At 62.1% G+C, this 22688-nt stretch carries 18 protein-coding genes; 8 read left to right on the top strand and 10 right to left on the bottom strand.

The window, feature by feature from the left end:
- Window positions 1-73: 73 nt before the first annotated feature.
- From ACUXVA_RS14715 to ACUXVA_RS14690, 6 genes are all read right to left on the bottom strand, one after another.
- On the bottom strand, window positions 74-1093 hold the full coding sequence (locus ACUXVA_RS14715; protein ID WP_445492926.1) for a hypothetical protein: 1020 nt from the start codon (window positions 1091-1093) through the stop codon (window positions 74-76).
- A 51-nt stretch (window positions 1094-1144) separates the two neighbouring features.
- Window positions 1145-2131 (bottom strand): class I SAM-dependent methyltransferase, encoded by a 987-nt coding sequence (locus tag ACUXVA_RS14710; protein WP_445492924.1) that lies wholly within the window; start codon window positions 2129-2131, stop codon window positions 1145-1147.
- Window positions 2132-2314: 183 nt separating this feature from the next.
- Window positions 2315-2869 (bottom strand): class I SAM-dependent methyltransferase, encoded by a 555-nt coding sequence (locus ACUXVA_RS14705; protein ID WP_445493293.1) that lies wholly within the window; start codon window positions 2867-2869, stop codon window positions 2315-2317.
- Window positions 2870-3069: 200 nt separating this feature from the next.
- Entirely contained in the window at window positions 3070-3369 is a 300-nt protein-coding gene (locus ACUXVA_RS14700; protein WP_445492923.1) for a hypothetical protein, read from the bottom strand.
- A 255-nt stretch (window positions 3370-3624) separates the two neighbouring features.
- Window positions 3625-4770: an alginate O-acetyltransferase AlgX-related protein gene (locus ACUXVA_RS14695; protein WP_445492921.1), complete on the bottom strand. Its 1146-nt coding sequence runs from the start codon at window positions 4768-4770 to the stop codon at window positions 3625-3627.
- An 8-nt stretch (window positions 4771-4778) separates the two neighbouring features.
- Window positions 4779-6203, bottom strand: a complete 1425-nt coding sequence (locus tag ACUXVA_RS14690; RefSeq protein WP_445492920.1) for an MBOAT family O-acyltransferase — start codon at window positions 6201-6203, stop codon at window positions 4779-4781.
- A gap of 286 nt (window positions 6204-6489) precedes the next feature.
- Here ACUXVA_RS14690 and ACUXVA_RS14685 point away from each other — a divergent pair, with 286 nt between their 5' ends.
- On the top strand, window positions 6490-7557 hold the full coding sequence (locus ACUXVA_RS14685; protein WP_445492918.1) for a class I SAM-dependent methyltransferase: 1068 nt from the start codon (window positions 6490-6492) through the stop codon (window positions 7555-7557).
- A gap of 30 nt (window positions 7558-7587) precedes the next feature.
- The gene (locus ACUXVA_RS14680; protein WP_445492916.1) at window positions 7588-10647 is read left to right on the top strand and encodes a glycosyltransferase; all 3060 of its coding nucleotides are present in this window, start codon (window positions 7588-7590) and stop codon (window positions 10645-10647) included.
- Here ACUXVA_RS14680 and ACUXVA_RS14675 read toward each other — a convergent pair.
- From ACUXVA_RS14675 to ACUXVA_RS14660, 4 genes are all read right to left on the bottom strand, one after another.
- Complete coding sequence (locus ACUXVA_RS14675) at window positions 10601-11779, bottom strand: acyltransferase family protein (protein WP_445492914.1); 1179 nt, start codon at window positions 11777-11779, stop codon at window positions 10601-10603. The two genes, ACUXVA_RS14680 and ACUXVA_RS14675, sit on opposite strands and share 47 nt — an antisense overlap.
- Before the next feature lie 3 nt (window positions 11780-11782).
- The gene (locus ACUXVA_RS14670) at window positions 11783-13888 is read right to left on the bottom strand and encodes a glycosyltransferase (protein WP_445492912.1); all 2106 of its coding nucleotides are present in this window, start codon (window positions 13886-13888) and stop codon (window positions 11783-11785) included.
- Between the two features lie 108 nt (window positions 13889-13996).
- The gene (locus ACUXVA_RS14665; RefSeq protein ID WP_445492911.1) at window positions 13997-15205 is read right to left on the bottom strand and encodes a glycosyltransferase family 2 protein; all 1209 of its coding nucleotides are present in this window, start codon (window positions 15203-15205) and stop codon (window positions 13997-13999) included.
- Between the two features lie 10 nt (window positions 15206-15215).
- Window positions 15216-15512, bottom strand: a complete 297-nt coding sequence (locus ACUXVA_RS14660; RefSeq protein WP_445492909.1) for a hypothetical protein — start codon at window positions 15510-15512, stop codon at window positions 15216-15218.
- A 217-nt stretch (window positions 15513-15729) separates the two neighbouring features.
- On the opposite strand from ACUXVA_RS14660, the gene ACUXVA_RS14655 reads away from it, so the two are divergent.
- The 6 genes from ACUXVA_RS14655 (at window position 15730) to ACUXVA_RS14630 (ending at window position 22603) form a co-directional block, all read left to right on the top strand.
- Window positions 15730-17490 carry a hypothetical protein gene (locus ACUXVA_RS14655; RefSeq protein ID WP_445492907.1) on the top strand — a complete coding sequence of 587 codons (1761 nt, stop codon included), beginning with the start codon at window positions 15730-15732 and terminating at the stop codon, window positions 17488-17490.
- 188 nt (window positions 17491-17678) lie between these two features.
- Window positions 17679-18707 (top strand): glycosyltransferase family 2 protein, encoded by a 1029-nt coding sequence (locus ACUXVA_RS14650; protein WP_445492905.1) that lies wholly within the window; start codon window positions 17679-17681, stop codon window positions 18705-18707.
- Entirely contained in the window at window positions 18707-19276 is a 570-nt protein-coding gene (locus ACUXVA_RS14645; protein ID WP_445492903.1) for an acyltransferase, read from the top strand. Before ACUXVA_RS14650 ends, ACUXVA_RS14645 begins: the two co-directional genes overlap by 1 nt.
- A gap of 1 nt (window position 19277) precedes the next feature.
- Window positions 19278-19685 carry a GtrA family protein gene (locus ACUXVA_RS14640; RefSeq protein ID WP_445492901.1) on the top strand — a complete coding sequence of 136 codons (408 nt, stop codon included), beginning with the start codon at window positions 19278-19280 and terminating at the stop codon, window positions 19683-19685.
- An 18-nt stretch (window positions 19686-19703) separates the two neighbouring features.
- Window positions 19704-21017 carry an NAD-dependent epimerase/dehydratase family protein gene (locus tag ACUXVA_RS14635; protein WP_445492899.1) on the top strand — a complete coding sequence of 438 codons (1314 nt, stop codon included), beginning with the start codon at window positions 19704-19706 and terminating at the stop codon, window positions 21015-21017.
- Entirely contained in the window at window positions 21017-22603 is a 1587-nt protein-coding gene (locus ACUXVA_RS14630) for a GMC oxidoreductase (protein ID WP_445492897.1), read from the top strand. The genes ACUXVA_RS14635 and ACUXVA_RS14630 overlap by 1 nt, the downstream gene beginning before the upstream one ends.
- Window positions 22604-22688: the final 85 nt, after the last annotated feature.

Genomic DNA, 22688 nt, shown 5'->3' with positions numbered 1-22688 from the left:
CACATTTGACGCCGCTCATCGACGCTTCAGTCATTGGACCAGCTGTGCGAAAGAGCGGCCCGTCAACGGGCCATTACTGGGTAATGGCGGGATAGTAGTGAAACAGCCGGGGCCATCGCTTGGCGGCCGCGAGATAGGCCAGCGTTGGGGCCTTGACTTCGTAGACCGGGCTGGGAATGCCGAAGGTGCTGTTGACGTAGTACAGTTCGACAATGCGACGCTCTCCGTCGGTCGGGTACTTGCCCTTGTGGAACGAACGGGTGTCGACGCAGAACACCGTGCCGCGCTTGCCGGTGATCTCCACCTCGCGACCCGGATACAGCGAGTCGATCTCGGCGTCGGGGATGCGCACCGCGCCGCGCCGGCGCAGGTGCGAGCCGGTGGTGTCGAACGGATTGTGCGAGCCCTTGATCAGGCAATGCGGTCCGTTCCCGGGGCCGACGTCGGTCAGATAGACGAAGACCTTGAACATTTTCAGGTTGCTGAGGTCGAAATGGTAGAGCTGGGCGTTTTCCGCCGACGGCGCCGTGCCGAACGGCGTGCTGATCCAGCTCTGCGCGGTGTGGATGATCGGGTCGACGCCGAGATATTCGGTGGCCAGCGCCGCGAGGTTTTCGTCGGCCATCCACTGCTGCATGGTCGGCGAGAACGAGCGGTAATAATAGGTCGGGCCGACCGGTTTGGCGGCGTCGTATTTGGCGTATTCGGTGCCGTTGGGCAGGCGGGGATACAGCTTGCCCTCATCGGTCGCCATCGGCGCTTCGAGTGCCTGGATCACGGATTCCGGCAGTCGCTCCGGAAACACGTAATAGGCATCCTTGTTCATCGCCGACACGATCTCGCGGCGCCGCGATTTGGTGAATTCGCCGAGCAGGCCGTGGGTGGTGCCGTAACGCTCGCGATGCTGGATGGCGCGCAATCCATAGCTGGTCGCGCCGCTGACCAGGCAATTGGTGCGGATGTCGAGATGCGCCCAGCCCTGGACGCCTTCGGCGTCGTATTCGCCGTGACGAAAATGGTTCTTGAGCGCGCGAAAATAGCGCTTGGTGTAGTCGAACACGGTCGGTTCGCGGGGCGCTTCCGTTGCGGTCATCTGTTCCTCCAGTTCTCACAAGCGGCCGGGCCTGGCCGCCCAGGCGGTGGTCTATTTCTTGATTCTGAAAATGGTCGAGAGCATCAGGCCCCAGCCGTCATAGGGCGGCGACGGATCGGAGCGGAAGTTGACCTCGGCAACGCTGTCGCCGAACAGGTTGAGGACGTCATCGATCTTGCCATAAAAGGCCGGCGCGGGTTCGAGGTCGTCCGCCTTGTCGTAGGGTTTGGGCACGTCGGTCTTGTGCTCGGCCGGAAGGAAATCATAGTGCATCGGCTCGACAAAGGCGACGTAGCCGCCGTCCTTCAGCACCCTGGTGACTTCCGACGCCACCTTCTGAACGTTCTTGCTGTAGGACAGCACGCAGGTGATGAACACGATGTCGAAGTGATTGTCGGCAAAAGGGATGGCGTGCATGTCGCCCGGCGTCACCAGCGGCGAGTAGCTGAACAGGTCGAGCGCCGAAATGTTGCCGGGCGTGAAGCCGGCCGCGAGCGCCGAGTACAATTCGGTTTCGGAGCGCGGTCCTATCAGCAGGATCTTGCGCTCGTGCGGGTTGCGGCCAAGCGTCGAGATACTGTTGACGACGTTCAGGGTGATGCGGATGCGGTCCAGCGACAGATAGTGGTCGAGCGCGCCCTGATTGTACTTCACGGTGTTGCCGAGCACGTCGCTGTCGTCGAACGGCGCATAGTCAACCGCGCGGTCGCGGGTCAGGTGTTTGTGCCGTTGCGTCGCCAGGTAATCCCGCACGAACGGGATCTTGAACAGTTCGTCGCGACGTTCCGCCAGCAAGGGCAGCAGCGCATTGTACTGGCGATCGGTAATGCTCAGATTGGTGCCGGTATATTCCTGCCGTTCGAACTCCATGTCATGCTGCAGCGCCTCAGGCGTCGGGACAGGGGCTGCTGCCGGCTTTGACAGCGCTTCCAGGCGTTCCTCGGCGCGGCGCGCGCGCTCCTGCAGTTGCAGGAACACCGGCTCATGCACGATGGTATAACCCATTGCCTTGACGGTTCGCAGGAGCAATTGCTTCATTTCAGATATCGATGCTTGTTGCGCGCTCGGGAGCCGGCGGCTCGTGACGCAGGAAATATGGGCTCGCGAACCTAGCCGCGCGCCGGGACCGCGTAAAGCCTTGGCGCGGTGCGGGCCGCCCTACCAAGGCCGCCATTAGCCGCCTCGCCGGGGAAGTTCCGGAGGCCGCCCCCCGGCGTGCGGTCAGCTCTTCTTTTTCAGCACCGCAAAGGTGTCGTTGATGTGCATCCAGTCGAACTTGGCGGGATGGCCGATATGGGAGCCGCGGACGGTCACCGGCCTGTCGACGATCTCGTCGACCAGTGACTTGATGAAGCCGACCATTCCGGCGTCGTGCGACGGAATGCGCGGCGGAATATGGTCTTTCGGCACCTCTACGATGTTGCGCTGGTAGCGCGAGCCGTCGGCCCAGTCGTCCCAGTAGCCGGGCTGCCAGTCCTCGACGATGTACAGCCCGCCGGGCTTCAGGCGCGGATACAGCGAATCGAAGGTCAGCTTGCTCCAGGAGCCGTAATGCGAGGCGTCGTCGATGATGATGTCGAACCCGGCCGGAGCGAAGCGATCGGCGATCTGCTGCAGATGGGCGCCGTCGCGCTGGTCGCCGACGACGAAATGGCCGTTCTCGTATCCGGTGAGGTCGAGGCCGTAGTCCTGGATGTCGACCCCGACGACGGTGCCGCGGTGAAAATAGGACGAAAACACCTTGATGCTTTCGCCCTTGTGGACGCCGAGCTCGATGACGGCGACCGGCTCGCCGCGCAGCGGCGCGAAAAGCTCTCATAGCGATCGTAGAAATAGATCGGCTTCGACGTCGTGTCGGAGGCATCGTTGATCGTTCTTGCGATATCGGACAGCGAACGATTTCCCCGGATATTCAGCATGCGTAGCACCTGCTCGAGTTGAAGCGCCAACTTAGCGTCCTGATTCCAAAATAAGCTTCATTCTAGGCGTACACAGAGAGTTTGCGAAGTCATCATTTGATGCTGGCCAAGATATATCCGCAGTCTTGGTCCAGAGGAACGGTTTGCGATCGGCATTTGTGGCTTGGATGTAATTCCTGATAGTTTTTCGAGCTTGGCGACCAAGCCGAACACACCTCGTTTCAGGGCACGTTCGGTCCGCAGCAAGAAGAAGTCCTCGACGTGACTGATCCGTAACCCTCCCTCGGCAAAGCGTTGCGCCAAGGGGACGATCGTGCTCGCCCGCATCCTAAGCTCCGACGCGATCTCCTTCTTCATCAGGACACAAGCCGCCGTTGGACCGCCTTCTCGTCTCGTGATACTCTCAACAGTGCAGATGGGAGTCCGATTATAGAACCCCTTCGACGTGAGATAGCGAACCGCTGATGCGAAAACGGGGGATCTGCCGATGGCAAGAAGGTATCCCACCGCAACAGTGCGTGCCCTACAATGGCTTCGAGTTCCAGAACTTGCGATCATTTTTACTCAATGCCAGATTTACTACATCGTAGATTTCTTGGCGGAAGGTAGCCCTCAGCTACCCCGGCGCTCAAGAATTCTGGCTGCCTTGGCGACGTCGTCCAGATCGGCGAAGGCACCAAGCGCGGTCAGATTAACCTCGATGAACTCGATCACGCACCAACGGGTGCCCGCAGGCAGGTTTTCGGCAATTGTGCTCAGCTTCAGATCTGGCTTCCAGCGCGCACGGGCGGTCGCAAGGAACGAAGATTGAATTCCTGCCCGGATCATTCCATCGAAAAAGCTGTCGCCAACAAAGACCGTTGAAGGCAGATATCCAGGCGTTCCCGGCGTTGCTGTGGTGACCTGCTCAAAGATGCCGACGTCGAAACTGTTCGCGAGGCCAGGTGGCCCAGCGAAGTTTGGCTTGACCATCAGAGCCTGCTCGGAAGGCGGGACGAACAGCGGCATGAACGAGGCAATGCCACCGCTGGAGGGCATCGTCTGGATCTCAAGCCTGTGCTTCCAGGCCGATTGCGGCAGGCCTTCTGCATTGCTCATGACATCGACAATGGCTTCGGCGACCGGAAAGGCGGCGGGATCATTCCAGTGAAAGTCCGTCTTATGAAAGATCGCTCGCTGCTTCATGGTTTCCCGAAGGATCGCAAAGCTGTCCACCAGTTGCACGTCAGGCAGCAGCCGCAACTTCGCGATCAGGTCGTCGATGCGCGGATGCGCAGGACGGCGGATGGCGGCCGCCGGCAGCTTGTCGGCATAGAAGCGATCGCTCATCATGTTGATCACGAGGACCGAGCGGATACCCGCCTTCTGCAGCGCATCCGAGAACATCCGTACACCCGCGACGATGTCGGCTTCCTTGCTACTGGCGAGCATGGTTTCGACCATCGGCGCTTCGTTGTTGACCGTCGAGCGATAGAACAGCCATCCGTCGCGGCCGACCAGAACCCGGTCCGACGTCCTGAACACAGAATAGTCTATCTGAGTCTTCAGGCGGATCAGCAGCGGCCGCAAGCCGAAGTGATCGTTGAACCAATCGCTGGCCGCACGAGGAATGCTGTCAATCGGGGCCAGCGACGCCGGCCAGGCCGCCAGCCTGCGATTTTCGTTCACGGGAGCCACCGGTACGAGCCCCGTGATCATCTGCAATGCAGGCAGCAACGACAGGATCAGGAAGATCGCGATGAAGGTGCGGGAGCGCATGACCGTCGTCAAAACCTGAAATAGATGAAGGGGTTAAATCCGTTGGCGGCGACAAGGGCCGCCGAATAGACAAACAGCAGGAGCGCCCCGACTTGCCTCAGCGATCGGCCGAGCGGCGCGGTCTCCGACCAGCGACCAGCAAAGCTGATCTGCGTCCCCTTTGGCCACAGGGCGATCACGCAAGCGACCAGGAAGAACACCACCTTGTCCGGCGTCACGAAGGCGGCGAGGTCGAACACCGACGAGGTCGCCCCGAAGCCCGCCATCGCCCACAGCATCGTGCCCGCATGGGCCATCGTCCCGGCGCGGAAGAAGACCCAGCCGATCACCACGAGCAAAAGCGTCAGCGGCCAGCCGACGACGGACGGCAGCGAGAGACCGAACATGCGCATGTTTATCCGCTCGATCACTAGCAAGGAGCCATGGTAGATTCCCCAGACTAGGAAGGTGTAGGCCGAGCCGTGCCACAGGCCGCACAGTACGAAGACGATGAACAGATTGAGGTAGGTGCGCAGCCAGCCGGAGCGGTTGCCCCCGAGCGGAATATAGAGGTAATCGCGAAACCAGCGCGAGAGCGTCATATGCCAGCGCCGCCAGAACTCGGTAATGCTCTTCGAACGATACGGCTGGTCAAAATTCTCGGGAAAGCGAAAACCCAGCATGCGACCGAGACCGATGGCCATATCCGAGTAGCCGGAAAAATCAAAGAAGATCTGCAAGGTGTAAGCGAGGATGCCAAGCCACGCGGCCGACGTCGTCAGTTGGTCCGGCGCAAGGCCGAACATGTGGTCGGCGACGGTCCCCATGCTGTCGGCAAGCACGAGTTTCTTGGCAAGCCCGACGCAGAACCGGATGATCCCGAGTTCGACGTCACGAGCACCGACGTCACGGGTGACGATCTGACGTTCGACCTCGCGGTACCGGACGATCGGACCTGCAACCAACTGCGGGAAGAGCGTGTGATACATGCCGAAATCTACGATGGTCGGGGCCGGCCTGATATCACGGCGGTAGATATCGATGATGTAGGACAGGCCCTGGAAGGTGAAAAAGGAAATCCCCGCCGGCAGCACGATCTCGGCAAGGCTGAACGCCGCGGTTTCGCCGACAAGGCCGCGCGCATCATTCGCCACCGTCAGAATGAAATTCCAGTACTTGTAATACAGCAGCGGCGCCAGATTCAGGACAACGCCTGCAGCCAGCACGTTCAACCGCCAGCGATGCGACACTGATCTGTCGATGAGCTCGCCAAACACGTAGTTGACCGCGATCGAGGCGATCAGGACCGCGGTCACGAACCCGCCCTCTATGCTGTAAAAGGCCAGGCTTGCCGCAACCAGAACCGCATTTCGAAGCCACGCGGGCACCGAAAAATAACAGATAAAAAAGAGCGGCATAAACGCGAAAATGAAGCCCGGAGAACTGAAAGACATGGACTTCGGCTAACCCAATCCCGCGCTGTGCAAGCGGTCAATCTCTAGCGCAAATGGCAATTCCGAACCAATATCATAGGCATTCTGCCGGAGCAATCTGGATGTCTGCCGATCCACGGAAATGAATCGGACGGCGCCATTTCCTGACCGCCCCCTTGCCCGCGCCACCCGCGGCTGCCAGGCATCGCATGGCAGGACGCTGTTCAATTGCGTCATCGTCCGTCTGAGTTTATAAACGCCCGAAGCCATATTGCGCGCTCTGCCACCCACGCCACGGAATTCCTGAATGACAATCGACGACAAGGCTGCTGCCATGGCCGAGCGTGGCCCGCTGGCGGATGAAGCGGCGCTAAAGTGCATTTCGCCTGCATCATTCTGGTTTCCAAACCTGTCCAGCGTCGGTTCGGGATGGGCCGAACACGCCCCGTTTGCCTTCTGGCTGATGGAGGCGCTGCGGCCGAAGGTGTTCGTCGAACTGGGGACGCACAAGGGGTATTCCTTCTCGGCTTTCTGCCAGGCGGCCCTCGAGGTGCGCACGCAGGTCCGCTGCTACGCCGTCGATACGTGGCAGGGAGACGAACATGCCGGCTTCTATGGCGACAAGATCTATGACGAGGTCTTTGCCTTCATCGAAGCCCGTTACAGCTCCTTTGCCCGAATGGTCCGCTCGACCTTCGACGATGCCCTCGTGCATTTCGAAGACGGCACGGTCGATCTCCTGCACATTGACGGCCGGCATCACTACGAAGACGCCAACCACGACTACACGTCATGGATTCCGAAGCTGGCTCCGAATGCCGTCGTGCTGTTCCACGACATCAATGTCAGGGAGCGCAACTTCGGCGTCTACCGGCTCTGGGATGAGTTGAAAGCCAAACACGAGCACTTCGAATTCCTGCACGGCAACGGCCTCGGCATGCTCGGCATCGGCAATGGTTTGCCCGACCGTGTTCAGTGCCTGCTGAAGCTCCCCGACGATTCAGAGAGCGCGGGACTGGTCCGGCAGATCTACAGCCGGTTGGGCAAGGCCATCTCGAACCATTACGAACTGGCCGATCATGGGCCGGACATCGCCAACTCATTGCGGGGCGGCATCGAGGAGCGCGACGCCGAAATCATCCGGCTGCGCCTCGAGAACCTCGACCTGCAGAACGGAAATATGGTGCTCGGCAATACTAGGCTGGCCTCGGGCGACAGCGCCGGGCTGACGCAGCCGATGGATAGCGACGTCATCATCCAGCGCCTGCGCGAAGACATCGACAGCCAGACCGGAACGATCCGCGCCATGCAAGCGGCGCTGAAGGAAGCAGAAGCCAGAGTCGGCCAATTGATGGTCTCGAAATCAGCCACTTGAATTTTCGTCAAGTCGAACCCCGGACATTCAATGCCTGACGTCTATTCGAAGACACTATCGCGGCTCAAGGTGCATGCAGCATCGCTGCTATCGGGTCACCCGCAAATCAAGCGGTATGCGCGCACGGCCCTGCGGCGGCTGCGGGCGCTCGCAAGCCTGTCTCCGCGTCGCGGAGCTCCGGTCAATGCCAGCAGCGCCCTGTATCGGAAACTCGTTCGGCTGGGCTACTTCGATCCGGCCTTCTATGCGATGGCAAATGCGCCCGAGCTTATGGACGGACCCGGTGTCCGCGCGTCCGACAAGGAGTTGTGGACGCATTACTGGACGATCGGGCGCCGTCAGTACTTGCGCCCGTCTGCCGCCTTCAACACGGCGGCCTATCTCAAGACCCATACCGATATCGCTCAGGCCGGCATCGAGCCGCTCGAGCATTATTTTTACTATGGACGCCACGAAGATCGCGGGCTCGCGCCCACGGACATCCCACACCACAGCCGCGAAGCCGCAGCCCAGCGCATCCGTGCCAGCCATCTTTTTGACGAGGCCTTCTATCTTTCGCAGAATCCATGTGCCGCATCGCAGGGCCTCGACGCCGCAATGCACTACCTCGTCAATGGCGCCACTCTTGGCTGCAATCCTTCGCCGCGATTTTCGGCGCAAGCCTATCTTGCCGAACACCCCGACGTCCGGCGCTCGCATGCCAATCCGCTGCTTCATTATATCGATTGGGGACAGCACGAGAATCGCGCGATCCGCACCATCGACGAAGATTTGAAATGGGTCGGCGGCGACCACCCGATGCCGGATGACATAGTCGATCTCGAGCATATGGCCGGACGCTCGTTCTTCGCGCGGTTCGGCTTCTCACTCTCGCCCGACGGATCCACGCGCTGGGTCGCCGAAGCGACCCGTGAGCTCGCCGCGCGCAATCCGCGCATCAGGGTGGATCGCCTGTCGCCTGTCGTCACGATCGTCATCCCGGTCTATGGCCAGCTGCCGTTCGTGCTTGGCTGCCTCGACTCCCTGTCGCAGCATATCAGCCAGCACAGCGTCGAGATTATCGTGTGCGACGACGCCTCTCCGGCGGCCAGGGAGACCGAACGCCTCCGCGCGATACCCTGGATCCGGTACCTGCGTCGGGACAGCAATGGCGGCTTCATCGATGCGTGCAACTGGGCAGCCGGACAGGCCCGCGGCAGCTACGTCGTGTTGCTCAACAGCGATACGCGGGTCGCACGGGGCTGGCTCGATGAGCTGATCGGGACGTTTGCTATCTTCCCCAAGGCCGGCCTGGTAGGCTCCAAGCTGTTCAACGAAGACCTCACGCTGCAGGAGGCCGGCGGCATCTTCTGGCGCGACGGCTCCGCTTGGAATTACGGTCGCAACGACGATCCAAATCACTCGCGCTACTGCTTTGCGAGGCGGGTCGATTACTGCAGCGGCGCCGCCATCGCCATCCCTACCACCCTGTGGTGCCGGCTGGGCGGCTTCGACACGGACTATCGCCCGGCCTATTGCGAGGATGCCGATATCGCATTCAGGATCCGCGAACTGGGGCTGGAAACCTGGTATCAGCCGCTGGCGCGCGTCATCCACTATGAAGGCAAGACCCACGGCCGCGACGTGGCGTCCGGCATCAAGGCCTATCAGGTCACCAATATGAAGCGGCTGGCCGACCGCTGGGGACACCGGCTCAAGGACCACGCCCCGAACGGCGTCACTCCCCATGACGAAGCCAATCGCCTCGCCACGCAACGCATGCTGATCATCGATTCCATGAATCCGATGCCGGACATGGATTCGGGCTCGGTCGTCACCATGCAGATGATCCGCTCCTACCAGGAACTCGGGTTTCAGATCACGTTCCTCGCCCAATCGGACTACCGGTTCGAGCCGCGGTTTGGACCGTCCCTGCAACGGACCGGCGTGGAGTGCCTGTACGCGCCGTTCGTTCGCAATATCTCCAAGGTCCTCGACGAACGCTGCAATTTCACCAATGTGCTGATCTACAGGATCACGGTCGCTGTAGATGTGTTCGACGAAGTCCGGCGTCGGATTCCGCTCGCGCCGATCATATTTCACAACATCGATCTGCACTACCTGAGGGAAACCCGCGAGGCGCTGTTGCGAAAGAGCCAGCCCGGCTTGCTGCGGGCCGCTGAAACGCAGCGCCGCGAGCTCGAAATCATCGCCCGCGCCGATTGCGCTATCGTCACTTCGTCGGCCGAAACCGTCGAAATCCAGGCGCGGATGCCTTACCCTCTGAAGACCATCGTCGAGATGCCGATCTTTGTCGAAGCGCAGGAATCGAACGTCGCCTTCGCCGAGCGGCGGGACGTGATGTTCTTGGCGGGCTTCGCCCATCCGCCCAATATCGACGGCGCCGAGTTTCTGGTGCGCGAGGTCTGGCCGCTGCTGGTCAAGCGCCTGCCCCCAGACGCGCGTCTGCTGCTGGCCGGCGCCAGCCCCAGCCCCGCCGTCCAGGCGCTGGCTACCGAGCGGATCGTTGTGACCGGTTTCGTCCCGGATCTGCAGCCATGGTTCGACAAGGCGCGGGTCTTTACGGCGCCGCTACGATACGGAGCCGGCATCAAGGGGAAAGTCATACAGAGCCTCGCGCTGGGGACGCCGGCCGTGATCAGCGGCATTGCCGCCGAAGGCATCGGCCTAAAGAACGGCGTCCAGGCCCTGATCGCCGACCGGCCCGAAGAACTGGCAGAGCATATCCTGACGCTGTATTTCGACGAGCAGAAGTGGACCCGCATGCAGCGGGCCGCCTATGATTTCGTGATCGATAAATTCTCGCGCGAGACAGGAACGCGCTGCTGCCAGCAGGCGCTCGATGTGGCCAACGCAACGAGGCTGCAGCGGAGCGAGATCCGGTTGAAACGCGAACTGGCAGAGATCCTTCGGGACGACGTCGCTGCCCACGACGCGTTGCTGCCCGAACCGATGGTCGCCAGCCGACGCGGTCGTCTGGAAAGTATCGCACAAGCCGCCAGGCGCAGGTGGCTGCGCCGCGGCCGGGATCCGCCGCGGCAGCTCAGGCAGGTGTCGGCGCCGCAGGCCCACTTCGCGTTGCGCCGCTGAACTGCGGGGGACGTCGGCGCAGGATGGGCTTCTCCACACATATGTGGAGCAGCCAGGCAAGGACGAAACTGCCGAGCAGCGCCAGCAACAGAGCGCCCGAGGCCTTTACCGGACCGCCATCGAGCCAGGGCGACACCTGCACCAGAATGCTGAGATGGACGAGGTAGAGGCCATATGACCACGCGCTGATCGCCAGAACGACCCGACGAACAGGTCCGCCCGGTTGAAACCTGACACGCCGCGCGATGGGGAACACCAGCGCGAAACCGATGCCGGTCAGGTTGAAGATGAAGGTCCGCCAGAAGTAGCCGTCGATGTTCCATTTCTGGATCACCAGCAACCAGTACGCCGCAATGGCGAGCAGCATTGCCAGGCCGATGGCGAAGCACGGGATGGCACGCCGGTCCAGAAAATCGCTCTTGCGGATGATGCCGGCCAGAGCCACGCCGTAAGCGATCGCGTCCAGACGCGTGATGACGACCTTGCGGATATGATCGTCCCAGGCGAGATCCGGCGCAACCAGAAGCCTGACGATCAGGGGCACGACCAGGTACGTCCCGATCGCGATCCATGGTCCCTTGCCCGGCCAAAAGGCCGTGGCCCCGATCATGAAAGCGCTGAAACTCAGATAGAACCACTCCTCGATCGTCAGCGACCACGTCACCGGAAACCAGAACTCGGGGAACGGCCACGCCAGATTCTGCGCGAAAACGGCGAACAACGGCAGGGTGGTCGAGGGATGCAGGGGCGGCGCGATCACCACCAGCGCCACGAGGCACAGGAAATAGACAGGCATGGTTCGCATCGCGCGGCGCAAAAGGAAGATGCCCAGCGCGCGCGGGCTGACATCGCGCTCGGCGATGTCGAACAGCAGATTTCCGATCAGGAAACCGCTGAGAATGAAGAACAGTTCAACGCCGAAATAGCCGGGCACGAAGACCGCTAGCGGCACGCCGATGCCGGCGGCGTAGGTCACTCCGCCCCCGAAATGAGAGACCAGCACCAGAAGGATGGCGATCGACCTCAACAGATCGAGGCCATCGTTCCGGCTTTGTCCTCCACGGACAGCCCTTTCCTCCGAGCCGGATCCCGTCCAACGAACCGTGCCATCGCCAGCCGCGCTTTTCCGCATCGGCTACAGGATTCCGTGGCTTCCGAGACGCTTTTTCACGACTCCCCAATCATTGGGGACGACGTTCATGCTGGCGTCCAGACAATCGGCGACCTCGCCAAACGGCATCTTCATGAAGCGCTCGACGGCCTCGTCGTAGCGATCCGCCAGGATGCGAGAGCCCGGATCCAGGCCGGCGACAACCGTCAGGCCGGTCCAAGGGGTCGCAATGGTGAAAACGTCCAGGTCCGGCCGATAGTGTTTGAGGCAGACGATGGTCTTCCACACGTCGCCGGTATGAAACTGAGTGTCGGTGGCTCGACTCTGGGTCGCCTCGTCCAGCGGCAACGTGTCGTGGAACATGATGATGGACTTGGGGCCGCAATATTTTTCGAGGTTGATGAAATCCTTCAGGGCCTGTTCGAAAAGGTGCAGGCCATCGATGAAGCCGATCGTGACGCGGTTGTCCTTGAGCAGACCGGCCAGTTCGCTGCCGGCGAAGAAGTCGTCACTGGTTTGCTTGAAGATCTTCGCGTTCACCTGCAGCGGCACCAGCGGTCGCGGCTCGGGATCGACGCCGATGGCCAATGTCGGCGGGCGAAGATAGGCCAGCGACTTTCCTTCATAAACGCCGATTTCAACGACAACGTCGGGCTTCAGTTCGGTATAGAGCCGATCGAGCCATTGATAGTAGAAGTCGCCGGGCAACCTGATGGTGGCAAGGCCGACATGCGCCTGGACAAGATCGCGGTTGATCTTGAGGGCTTCCTGGTAATGCCCCTTGGCCGCTTCGTTTTCGCCGAACAGGCGGCACGCTTCGCCCAGCACCAGGTGGTAGTTTTCCTGTGGTGGATACGGTGCTGCCTCGGATGGAAGCCAGGGGCACGACAGAGATAGCAAGCGCCCTGCCTCGGGCTCGCGGGGATCGCGCTTCAGGATCAGACGCGACAGCGCGGCGACGGCCGCGTATTGCCCGGCGCGAAACTGTTGCTGGGCAAGATCGACGAGTTGCGCGATCACCGGATCGGACGACCGCGGCGACGCCGCAGCGGTCCACAGGCCGAAATCGAAGCCGTCGCCGAGCGGCGCCGGGCTGTTGTGGAGCTTGGCCGGATGAACCGCCGCGCGCACCAGCCGCGCGAGAACCGGGGTGGGCAATGTTCCCACATAGGCAGGCGGATTGGCGAGGACAGGCAACGCGTAAGGGCGGCTGCGGATCTGCTCGTACTGGCCGGCCCACAGGTCCCAATTCGTGCGCGCCTTGTCGGGCGCTGAGTTGGTGGCGACGCCGCCATGCAGCCGATGGAAAGTCCCTTCGCCCAGCATCAGCACGAGACGGGCATCCGGCAATTCCACCGCCCGCCGGAATGTATCGAGGTTGACCAGTCCGCCACCGGGCAGATCGAATTTCTCATCCAGACCGCCGAGCAACTGCCAAGTGGCACGGCTTGCGAACAACGCGTTCAACTCGGCTATCGTCGACAGCCAGCCGTCCACCGACGACTCGTCCATCGTTGCGATCTCGAACAGGCGATAGCCATCGTTCGGCCAGCTGATCGAGTCCAGCAACTGGTCTTCCTGTGCGTGATCGTAGCCGGCAAGGACGCCAAATCTCTGATAGTCGCGTCCCAGGTACCACCCGAGCGCGCCGACGATGCTTCGCTCGAACATCCGCGCGCCGCTGCGCGCAAAGTGAACGAGCCCGGGGCTGGCAATTCGGGCCCCGTCGACCATGACACCGATATACTCGCCCCGGGCTTCTGCGATGCCCCGGTTGGCGGCCATGGCCGGCGAAGACGACGCATCCTTGATGCGGATAAGCCGGAAATTGTCGCCGCACGACCGGACCATTTCCGGATCCACCGGCGGCGTAGAGCCGTTGTCGACCACCAGGACTTCATATTCATGCGCCGCGATATGCCGCTGATAGCGCGCGCACAGCGACAGCAATGTGCGCCGGGATTCGCGCGGAATGTTGTAAACCACGACGACGATAGAGACCTGCGGCCTCCTGGAATTCAGCGCCGGATCGCGAAACGAGATGTCGATCTGAAGCTTGTCCTGCAGATAGCGTCGCGCCTTGACGACGGCATCGATCCTCGTGATCCGCTTGATAATTCGTCTCAGCATCTTGTTCCCGCCCCAGAAAAGGTCTCACTCCATAGCAGAGCCGACAGGTCGTGGCGACGATGTTTTGGGTGTTTGGCGCCATGCGGCGCTGGTTGCCCGCGACCGAGCTCAGTGACCCAGCAATTGTTCGACCAAGGCCGCATCCGACGCCCGGTGCAGGGCAGTCCCGGCTGCGGAATCGACGCCGAGATCTCCGAACAGAACGACCCGCTGGTAGCCATTCAGATTGTCCGGAGCAAAGCGATGGACACGATCGCCATGCAAACCGATCCCGTAGTGCCGGCAGAGTGACCGTATCCGAGACCTGCTGCACATCTCGCGCGCAGCAAATTCGACATCGTAATAAGGCCCCAGCGTCTCGGCCAGCACCAGCATGTCACGACACTCGTCGGAAATTTCCATTTTTCCCGAGGTGCACAACAGGAGCTTAGGGAGCGACGCCGCCTCGATGGCGTGCGCGACCGGTTTCACCTCGCGCAGCGGCGGCGGCTCGATGTCGCGCACCAGGCGCTCGGCAAGATAGCCCTTCCACCTCTGATAAAACTTCTCATGGTTCGCACCGGCGACCGCACCGACTTCCTGGCGCGACCAGACCGCCAGCGAGGTTACATTTTCCAGATGGTAGACCACGGATTCGCTGCAATAATAGGTGTACAGGCCTTTCGACCGTAATCGGAGCGACAGATCAACATCCTCGAAATAGGCCGGATCGTACAACGGATCGAACCCGCATATTGCGAGGAAGGCATCGCGCCGGACCAGCAGACAGGCGGCCGAGCAATAGTCCACGATCTGACAGCCTTGGTTGAATCGTTCGGAAATCTCCATCCCGAATTTGCCCTGCTGGAAGGTGTATCCATCTTCAAGCACGAAGGCCCCAGCCTCCTGCAGGCTGCCGTCGGGGTACAGAAATTTCGACCCCACCCCACCGACGGAATAATTCTCTGCGAATGCCCGCAGCAGCGGCGCGAGATAGCCGGCCGTCACCTGCACGTCGTTGTTGAGAAACAGGATGTATTCACCGGTCGCCGCCTCGACGCCGATGTTGTTGGCCTCGCCGAAGTACAGGTTCTCCCTCAACGAGATCAGCCGGACCTCCGGGGGCAGTTGCTGGGTCAGCAGGCCGAATTCGTCAGGCGTGCTGCCATTGTCGACCACGATGATTTCATAGTTGAGTTCTCCGGTATGCTCCCTGACCAGCCGGATGCAGTCGAGCGTCAACTCGGCCTTGTTCCAGTTGAGAATTACAATCGACACCACATGGTCAAGCGTAGCCATCCCGTCCAGTTCCGGATCTGCCGCGTTCGCCCTATTCATGCTGAACTACTCAAGGCTGCGGACTTCGCAACCACGCCTTCGCGCGTCGCGCGATGGCTCTCAGGCGCGGCGGCAGGACGGGCATGTAAAACTTGCGCTGCATCGCGGCCATAGCCGCGCTGCGCTCCCGCTCGGCCGCGGCGTGGATTTCTCGCTCCGACTGCAGTTGCACCCGTTCCGCCGACAGTGCGCGCCGTTCATCGCGCAGATGCAGACTTAACAGCGCGTTGGTTGCCAGCAGCAGGTTGATCTTGGCGTCGCGGCCGGCAATCAGGCGTCGAATCGCATCGGTCTGTTCAGCGTCCATATCGGGCCTGCAGCGAGACGTCCGTGCAGGCGGCCCCCGATTCCGGAGCGTACGCAGCAACCGTCGAAATACGCAGGACGGATACGCCGCGAAACTTCGCCAGACGAGAATGAGCAGGAAATGCAGTCAAGGGCGCTTCCGGAGCCACGCGATCCGCCGTCACGGCGAGAACTGATCGCTTTTCTTATGATTGGATGACCGCTAGGTAAAGCAGAACATGAAACAATTCGCCCAACATTCGCCTCTAAACCCCGCCGTGTCGCTTGGTATTGCACTGCTGGTGCTGGCGGCTGCAGCCCTGTTTCAACTCGTCCACGCGCTGGGCACCCCGTCTCCGATCTACGGCGGGGACGAATACGCCTATTTTGCCAGCGGGCTGTCGCGGGCCAACTTGCCGGATATCTGGCTGCACGACCCCTACCTTCAGCGGGTGGTCAACCCGCTATTCCTGGCCCTGATCGATCGCTCGGCGCGGGCTTTCCCGGATCCGGCAGCCGTCATCCGGCTGCTGGGCGTGTTCAGCTATCTCGCCATGGCGGGCTTCGTCGGCGGGTTCGTGCTGCGTCGGGGTGGAAAGCTGCCAGCACTTGTCGCGGTGATCCTGACATGCCTGTTGCCCTCATCCGGATATGCCGCCGCGGTGATGCCGGAAGTGCTGTTCTATGCGGCGGTCGTCGCCGCCGTGCTGGTGCTGGCTCTGCCGACATCTCCCGCGGCCGGGGCCCTCCTCGCCGGGCTGCTCACGGCCGTCGCTTTCCTGCTGAAGCCACATGCCATCAGTGTGCTGGTCGGCGTGATCGCCGGCCAGCTCGCGCTCATGGGACTGCTGTTGGCGCAACGGCGCCCCTGGCGCGGCGTGGCGATGGCGACCGCGGTCTATCTCGGAGCGACCTACGTCTTTATTACCCTTTCTTCTGCCCTGTTAGGGTCGCTGCAATTCGACCCGCGGTTTCTGCTCGGCGAGTTCTACAGCAGCGCCGCCCGGACAACGGTAGGCTCGGCAGCCGATGGGCTGGGCTGGATCGCCTATTACCTAGCAGCCAACGCCTCCGGGGTGCTGCTCTACACCTTCCCCTTTCTCGCCCTGATGATCCTGAAGGCCCGCGACCTGCTCCGCACGGACCGAGCGATCCCCCTCGACCTGCGTCCTCTCACGCTGCTCGTGATCACGGTCTTTGTCGCAGGCGCGACCCTCCTGATGGTCGCCATGTTCACCTACGCAGCCGGGGCGTCGACGCCTTCGGAAGCGATGCGGCTGCACGGACGCTATTATGCCTATCTGCTGATCCTGATCTTCACCGGAGCGCTGTCGATCCCCCGCTGGGACACGGTTCTTACCAAGCCCGTCTTCGCCTCCCGGCTGCCGTGGCTCGACGGCTATCGCCTGGTCGGCGCCGGCTGGCTCGTCTGCGGTTCACTATTCCTGACCCTGATCTGGCGATTTCAGATTCTGCCCTGGGACAATCCGGAGCTGCAGGCCATCTTCCGCAACGAGACGTCGGTATGGCAGTCGCCGGTCCATATCCGCTGGTTTGCCATCGCCACGCCGTTGGCGCTCGCTGGTGCGGCACTGGCGCTGTTGGCCCGCAGCCGCTTCGCACCCGCCTGCATGATCGCCGCGCTCGGTGCGGCATTTGTGATGGGTACGGTCAACACTACGAAATTCCAGCACTTTCAGATCGCCAGTTCCCAGTTCCTGACGCAGGCCGGCCGCTTTGCCAGTGAATACTTCCCGCGAACGGAGGCCGACAAGGTGCTGGTGGTCGGTACCGACCGTTATGGCGCCATGGCCTATGTCCTGTTCGGGATGGCGTGCCGGTGCAATGTTCTGGTCGTGGAGGACGGCAAGCAGTTGACCCGGGCGAACCTTCCGCCCGGAACGCGCATGATTTTCGCGGTACGGTCCTATCCGGTGGAATTCGCGACCGAACTGCTGTTCAAGGCGCCCGCCGGGTCGTTGCACCGCGTGATCGACTGATCATTTTCGTCCCGGCCGAACCAACGCGGATCACACTTGCTGATTCCGCGAAGCCTTGCTAGGCGTCCAGACGGGTGGTTTTGCGCAATTTTCACAAATTCGGGTGCCGAGGCATGACCCGTTGACATGCGTCGCAGCGGCGGTGCACTAAGTCGCCGAGCGCCTCGGAGCATGCACAAGGTGGGGACATGAGGGTAGCGGCCGTTATACCCTGCTATCGCGTCGGCCGTCATATCCTGGATGTGGTCAGGCTTGCATTGACGAAGGTCGATATAGTCTACGTCATCGACGATTGCTGTCCGGACCAAAGCGGCAATCTGGTCGCGGAACACTTTTCGCCGGACCGGGTGCGGGTGATCCGCCACACCGTTAACCAGGGTGTCGGTGGCGCCGTGATCTCCGGATATCTCGCCGCCCGCCAGGATGCGGTCGATATCGTCGTGAAGCTCGACGGTGACGGGCAGATGGACCCGGACAACATTCCGGTGCTGATTGCTCCGATCCTCGCCGGCACTGCCGACTACACCAAGGGCAACCGGTTCTTCAACATCGAATATCTGCGCCACATGCCGCCGGTTCGAGTGTTCGGCAATTCCGCGCTCTCGTTCGTCAACAAGATCTCGTCCGGGTACTGGAACATCATGGATCCCACCAATGGATTCACGGCGATCCATTCCACGGCATTGAGAGAGATCGACCTCGACAAGATCGCCAAACGCTACTTCTTCGAGTCCGACATGTTGTTCCGGCTCAACGTCATCCGGGCGGTCGTGCGCGACGTACCGATGGCCTCGATTTACGGTGACGAAGAAAGCAACCTGAAGATCGGCAAGGTGCTGGTCGATTTTCCGCTGCGGTACCTGAAAAACTTCTTCAAGCGCTTCTTCTACAATTACATCCTGCGCGACATGAACATCGGGACCATCGAAACGCTGATCGGCCTGTTCCTGATCCTGGCCGGCGGGATCTGGGGCATCGTCAACTGGATCAGCCACGGAATGATGGAGCAGGAAACGCCAGCCGGCACCGTCATGCTGGCGACCCTGCCGATCATCATCGGATCGCAATTGCTACTGGCCGCAATTGGAGCGGACATCCACAATGTCCCGAGCGAAGCGCTGCAGAAGATGAACCTTCCTCGTCCCCCGCATGCCGGCGTCAGGAAGCCGGCGTTAGCGGGCTCGCGCGAAACGTCCCCGGGAAAGACGGGCGTCTGATGTCGACCATTTCGTTTCTCAGGGACAAGCTCAAGGACGTCAGCATCGGGCAGGTACTGCGCGACGAAGTCGAGCAGATGCTGCTCTGGCTGTTCAAGTACGCGCCCGGCAGCCTGGGCTTCCTGTTGCGCTATCCCGTCTACAAACTTCTCTTCAAGCGCCTGGGAAGCCTGCCGTTCATCCAGGCAAACGTCACGATCTGGCGTACCGATCGCCTGCAGGTGGGATCGCACTTCGGAGTAAATTCCGGCACCTACATCAATGCCATCGGCGGCATCGAAATCGGCGACCATGTCCTGATCGGATCGAACGTCACGATCTCGTCCGGCAGGCACCCGATCGATGGCGAATTTCCACCGGTGTTTGCCCGTCCGACGATTCCGGAAAAGATCGTCATCGAGGATGACGTCTGGATTGCCGCGAATGTCGTGATCCTGCCAGGCGTCCGCCTCGCCAAGGGTACTGTGGTCGGAGCCAATTCGGTGGTCGTCCGGGATACCGAGCCCTACTCGGTCATGGCCGGAACGCCCGCCAAACTGCTGCGCTACCGCCGCAACGATCGCACCTGAGATGCGCCAGGCGGCCTCCACCATGTTCCGCTATATCGTGGTGGCCGTACTTGCGTACGTCGTCGATATCGGCGTCTTCAGCCTTCTGCACCACAGCGGTATGGCAGGCGTCACAGAGTCCAACGTGATCGGCAAGATCGCGACCGCGATCTTCGGCTTTTTCGCACATCGGCGCGTGACCTTTCAGTTGATCGGCCGCGACAGCATGGCGAAGGAAGCGGTCAAATACTTCACCGTCGTGATCCTCTACACGCCTTTCACTACCGGCCTTCTGCTGCTGCTGATCCCCGTGACCCCGAACGTGACGATCGCCAAGATCATTGCCGACTGCGTTGGCGTCGTTGCGTCCTTTGCCATCTCCAAACTTTTCATCTTTCAGAAAGGACCGAGCGGTCTGGATCTCCCGTAATCCGGAACCGTTGCCGATATGGAGCAATCCCCACCAGCAGATGCTCGCATCACGGTCGCGGTGACCGGAGCGACGGGCTACATCGGGCGCATCGTGGTCGCAAGACTGCTGGACGCCGGCGCCGGCGTCGTCGCGTTGAGCCGGCGGCGGCCGCCTGCCGCGACGGATTGGCGACGCTACGACCTCAGCGAACCGCTGCAGCAGGATGCCCTCGACGGCATCGACGCGGTGATCCATCTGGCTGCCCAGACCCATCTCGGCCCGTTTGCCGATGCCGGGATTGAACTCGTGGCGCTCGACCGCCTGATCGAGGCGGCGCGGAAGCAAAGCGCCACATTGGTTTTCGTCTCGAGCCAGGCGGCGCAGGACAACGCCCCGACCGGATACGGCCAGTCGAAATGGCGCTGCGAAAAAAGCGTGCTCGCGGCCGGCGGAATCGTGGTGCGGCCGGGCCTGGTCTATGGCGGCGCCGAACAGGGACTGTTCGGGACCCTGTGCCGTCTTGTCCGCGCGTCGCCGGTGGTGCCGCACTTCGTGCCGGCCCCCAATATTCAGCCCGTCCATGTCGAGGATCTGGCGGAGGCCCTGCTCGCCTGCGCCACGAGGCAGCAGGTCGTGTCCGGCAGCTACCAAATTGCCGCGCCCGAGCCGGTTGGCTTCTCGACCTTTCTGAAACTGCTTGCCGACATCCGCTTCGACAGGGTGGTGGTCGGCCTTCCCTTGCCTATGCGGGCCATCGTGGCGTTGGCCGATGCCCGGTATCTGCCGCGTGCCATTGTCGGTATCGCGCAACGGCTGAAATCGCTGTCCGAGCTTCCCGCCATGGACACGCCTGCGAGCCTGACCGCGCTCCAGGTCACACTGAGGCCGCTACGCGACGGGCTTGGCCGGTCCGGTCGCGGCCGGCGGCGACGCCTGATCGGCGAGGCGCGCACGCTGCTGCGCTATGTCCTGCGCGGCCCGGTCCCCTGCGATTGCATCAAACATTATGTGCGGGCGGTCGAGGCGCTCTATCACGGCGAGCCGTTGCTGCTGCGGCCGGTGTTCAGACGGTGGCCGTCCCTGCTGGCCATCGCCGATCAGCCGACGCTACGTCGCCGCACGGCCGACGCCGCGTTCTGGAAACGCGTCGATCTGGCGACGGTCTGTGCCGAGACCTCGGTCGACACCGTGGCCCGCTTTTTCATTCGCGATCAGCGCCAACGCATGACCGGTATTATAATGCTTGGTCTCCGCATCTTCGCGGAAGCCGGCCGCCAGATGATCGGCCTGCTGGCCGGCGCCCGTCTCGATCGCTTGCGTCCCCGAACCGAACATGAGCCGCTTCTGTAATGGATTATGACGTCATCATCGTGGGCACGGGGCCAGCCGGCGTTTCGGCCGCCTTTCCGTTGCTGCAGGCCGGTCGCAAGGTTCTGATGATCGATGCCGGCGGCGGCGACGATGCGCCGGACCCGCCGCGCGGGGACTACCTGTCGCTGCGCGCGACCGACAGGACGCAGTGGAACTGGCTCGCCGGAGCCGACTATTACGCCATCAAATCCGCCCATGCGACGTCGCCCAAGCTGCGGATCCCGAATCTGGCCGGCACCTTTGCCGGTTTCAATGAAGCCAACCGGGTGGTCTGCGAGAACTTCACCAGCATCGGTTCGTTGGCCAGCGGCGGCCTGTCCAATGCCTGGGGCGCCGGAGTTGCCCGCTTCGACGCCGGTGAACTTGCCGCGTTCCCGTTTGCGCCAGCAGATCTTGACGCGGGATTTGCCGCTGTTGCCCGGCGCATTGGCCTCAGTGGCAGCAACGCCGACGACCTGTCCGGCTATTTCGGCCTCGATGACCTGGCGACCGAACCGCTTCCGCTCGATACCAACTGCACCCTGCTGTTCGACCGCTACCGCCGCAGGCGCGCCGGCGTCATCCAGACCGGGCTCCGCATCGGCCGGGCCCGGCTGGCGCTGCTGACGCAGGACAAAGGCAGCAGGCTCGGCTGCGACCACACAGGCTTGTGCCTGTGGGGCTGCCACCGCGGCGCAATCTATTCGGCGCGCTATGACCTCGCTGAACTCAGGAAATACCCCAACCTCACTCACCGGACCGGTCTGGTGGTCGAGCGGCTGTCCCAAGACGCCTCCGGATGGCTGGTTCAGGCGGTTGAGCGCAAGACCGGGACCCCAAGATCAATCTCCGCCGGGAAGGTTGTGCTCGCTGCGGGCACCATCTCAACCAGTGGCATTGCGCTGCGCAGCCTCGGACGCGTGGGCCAGCCGTTGCGCCTGCTCTCCAACCCAACGGCGGCGTTCGTCCTGATCCTGCCCGGACGGATCGGCCGTCCGGTCACACCCGGGCACAATATGGCCCAGCTGATGGCCAGCGTTGACGGCGTGAGCGAGTTCGGAAACGTGCATTGCGGCCTGTTTGCCGCAAGCCACCTGCCGGCGCGGGAATTCGTCAACCGCTTTCCCCTGAGCCGTGCGGTCGCGCTCGACCTGTGGCGGATGCTGATGCCTGCCACGGCCGTCGGTAACTGTTTCCTGCCCGGCGGCCATTCAAGCCATTCCCTGACCCTGCAGTCCGACGACCGGATCATGATCCGGGGCAGCGCCGGCGGCACGCTCGACGCAGCGATGCGCGGGTTGCGCCGCGTCCTTGCAAAGGGCTTCGGAAAGCTTGGCGGCATCATTCCGCCCGGAGGGTTTCTGCCGGGCTCGCCGGGATCGGACATCCATTACGCGGGTACGCTCCCGATGAAAGCGGACGGCGGCATCGGCACCACCCGCCCTAGCGGCGAACTGGTCGGGCTGCCGGGCGTCCATGTGGCCGATGCCGCCTGCCTGCCGGTCCTGCCAGCCAAGCCGCATACCCTGACCATGATGGCCAACGCACACCGCATTGGGGCGGATTTGGCCAGTCGTACGGGCTGAGCCGGATCCACCCAGGGCCGGCTTGCATGCCGCACGACCATGACTCGCAGCCCGTGCCGGTTTCATGTATCAGACGCAAATTAAG

It is taken from the genome of Rhodopseudomonas sp. RCAM05734 (assembly GCF_052658035.1).
Note: the sequence above shows the minus strand (reverse complement) of the source record. Positions and strands in the feature narration are given on the sequence as shown.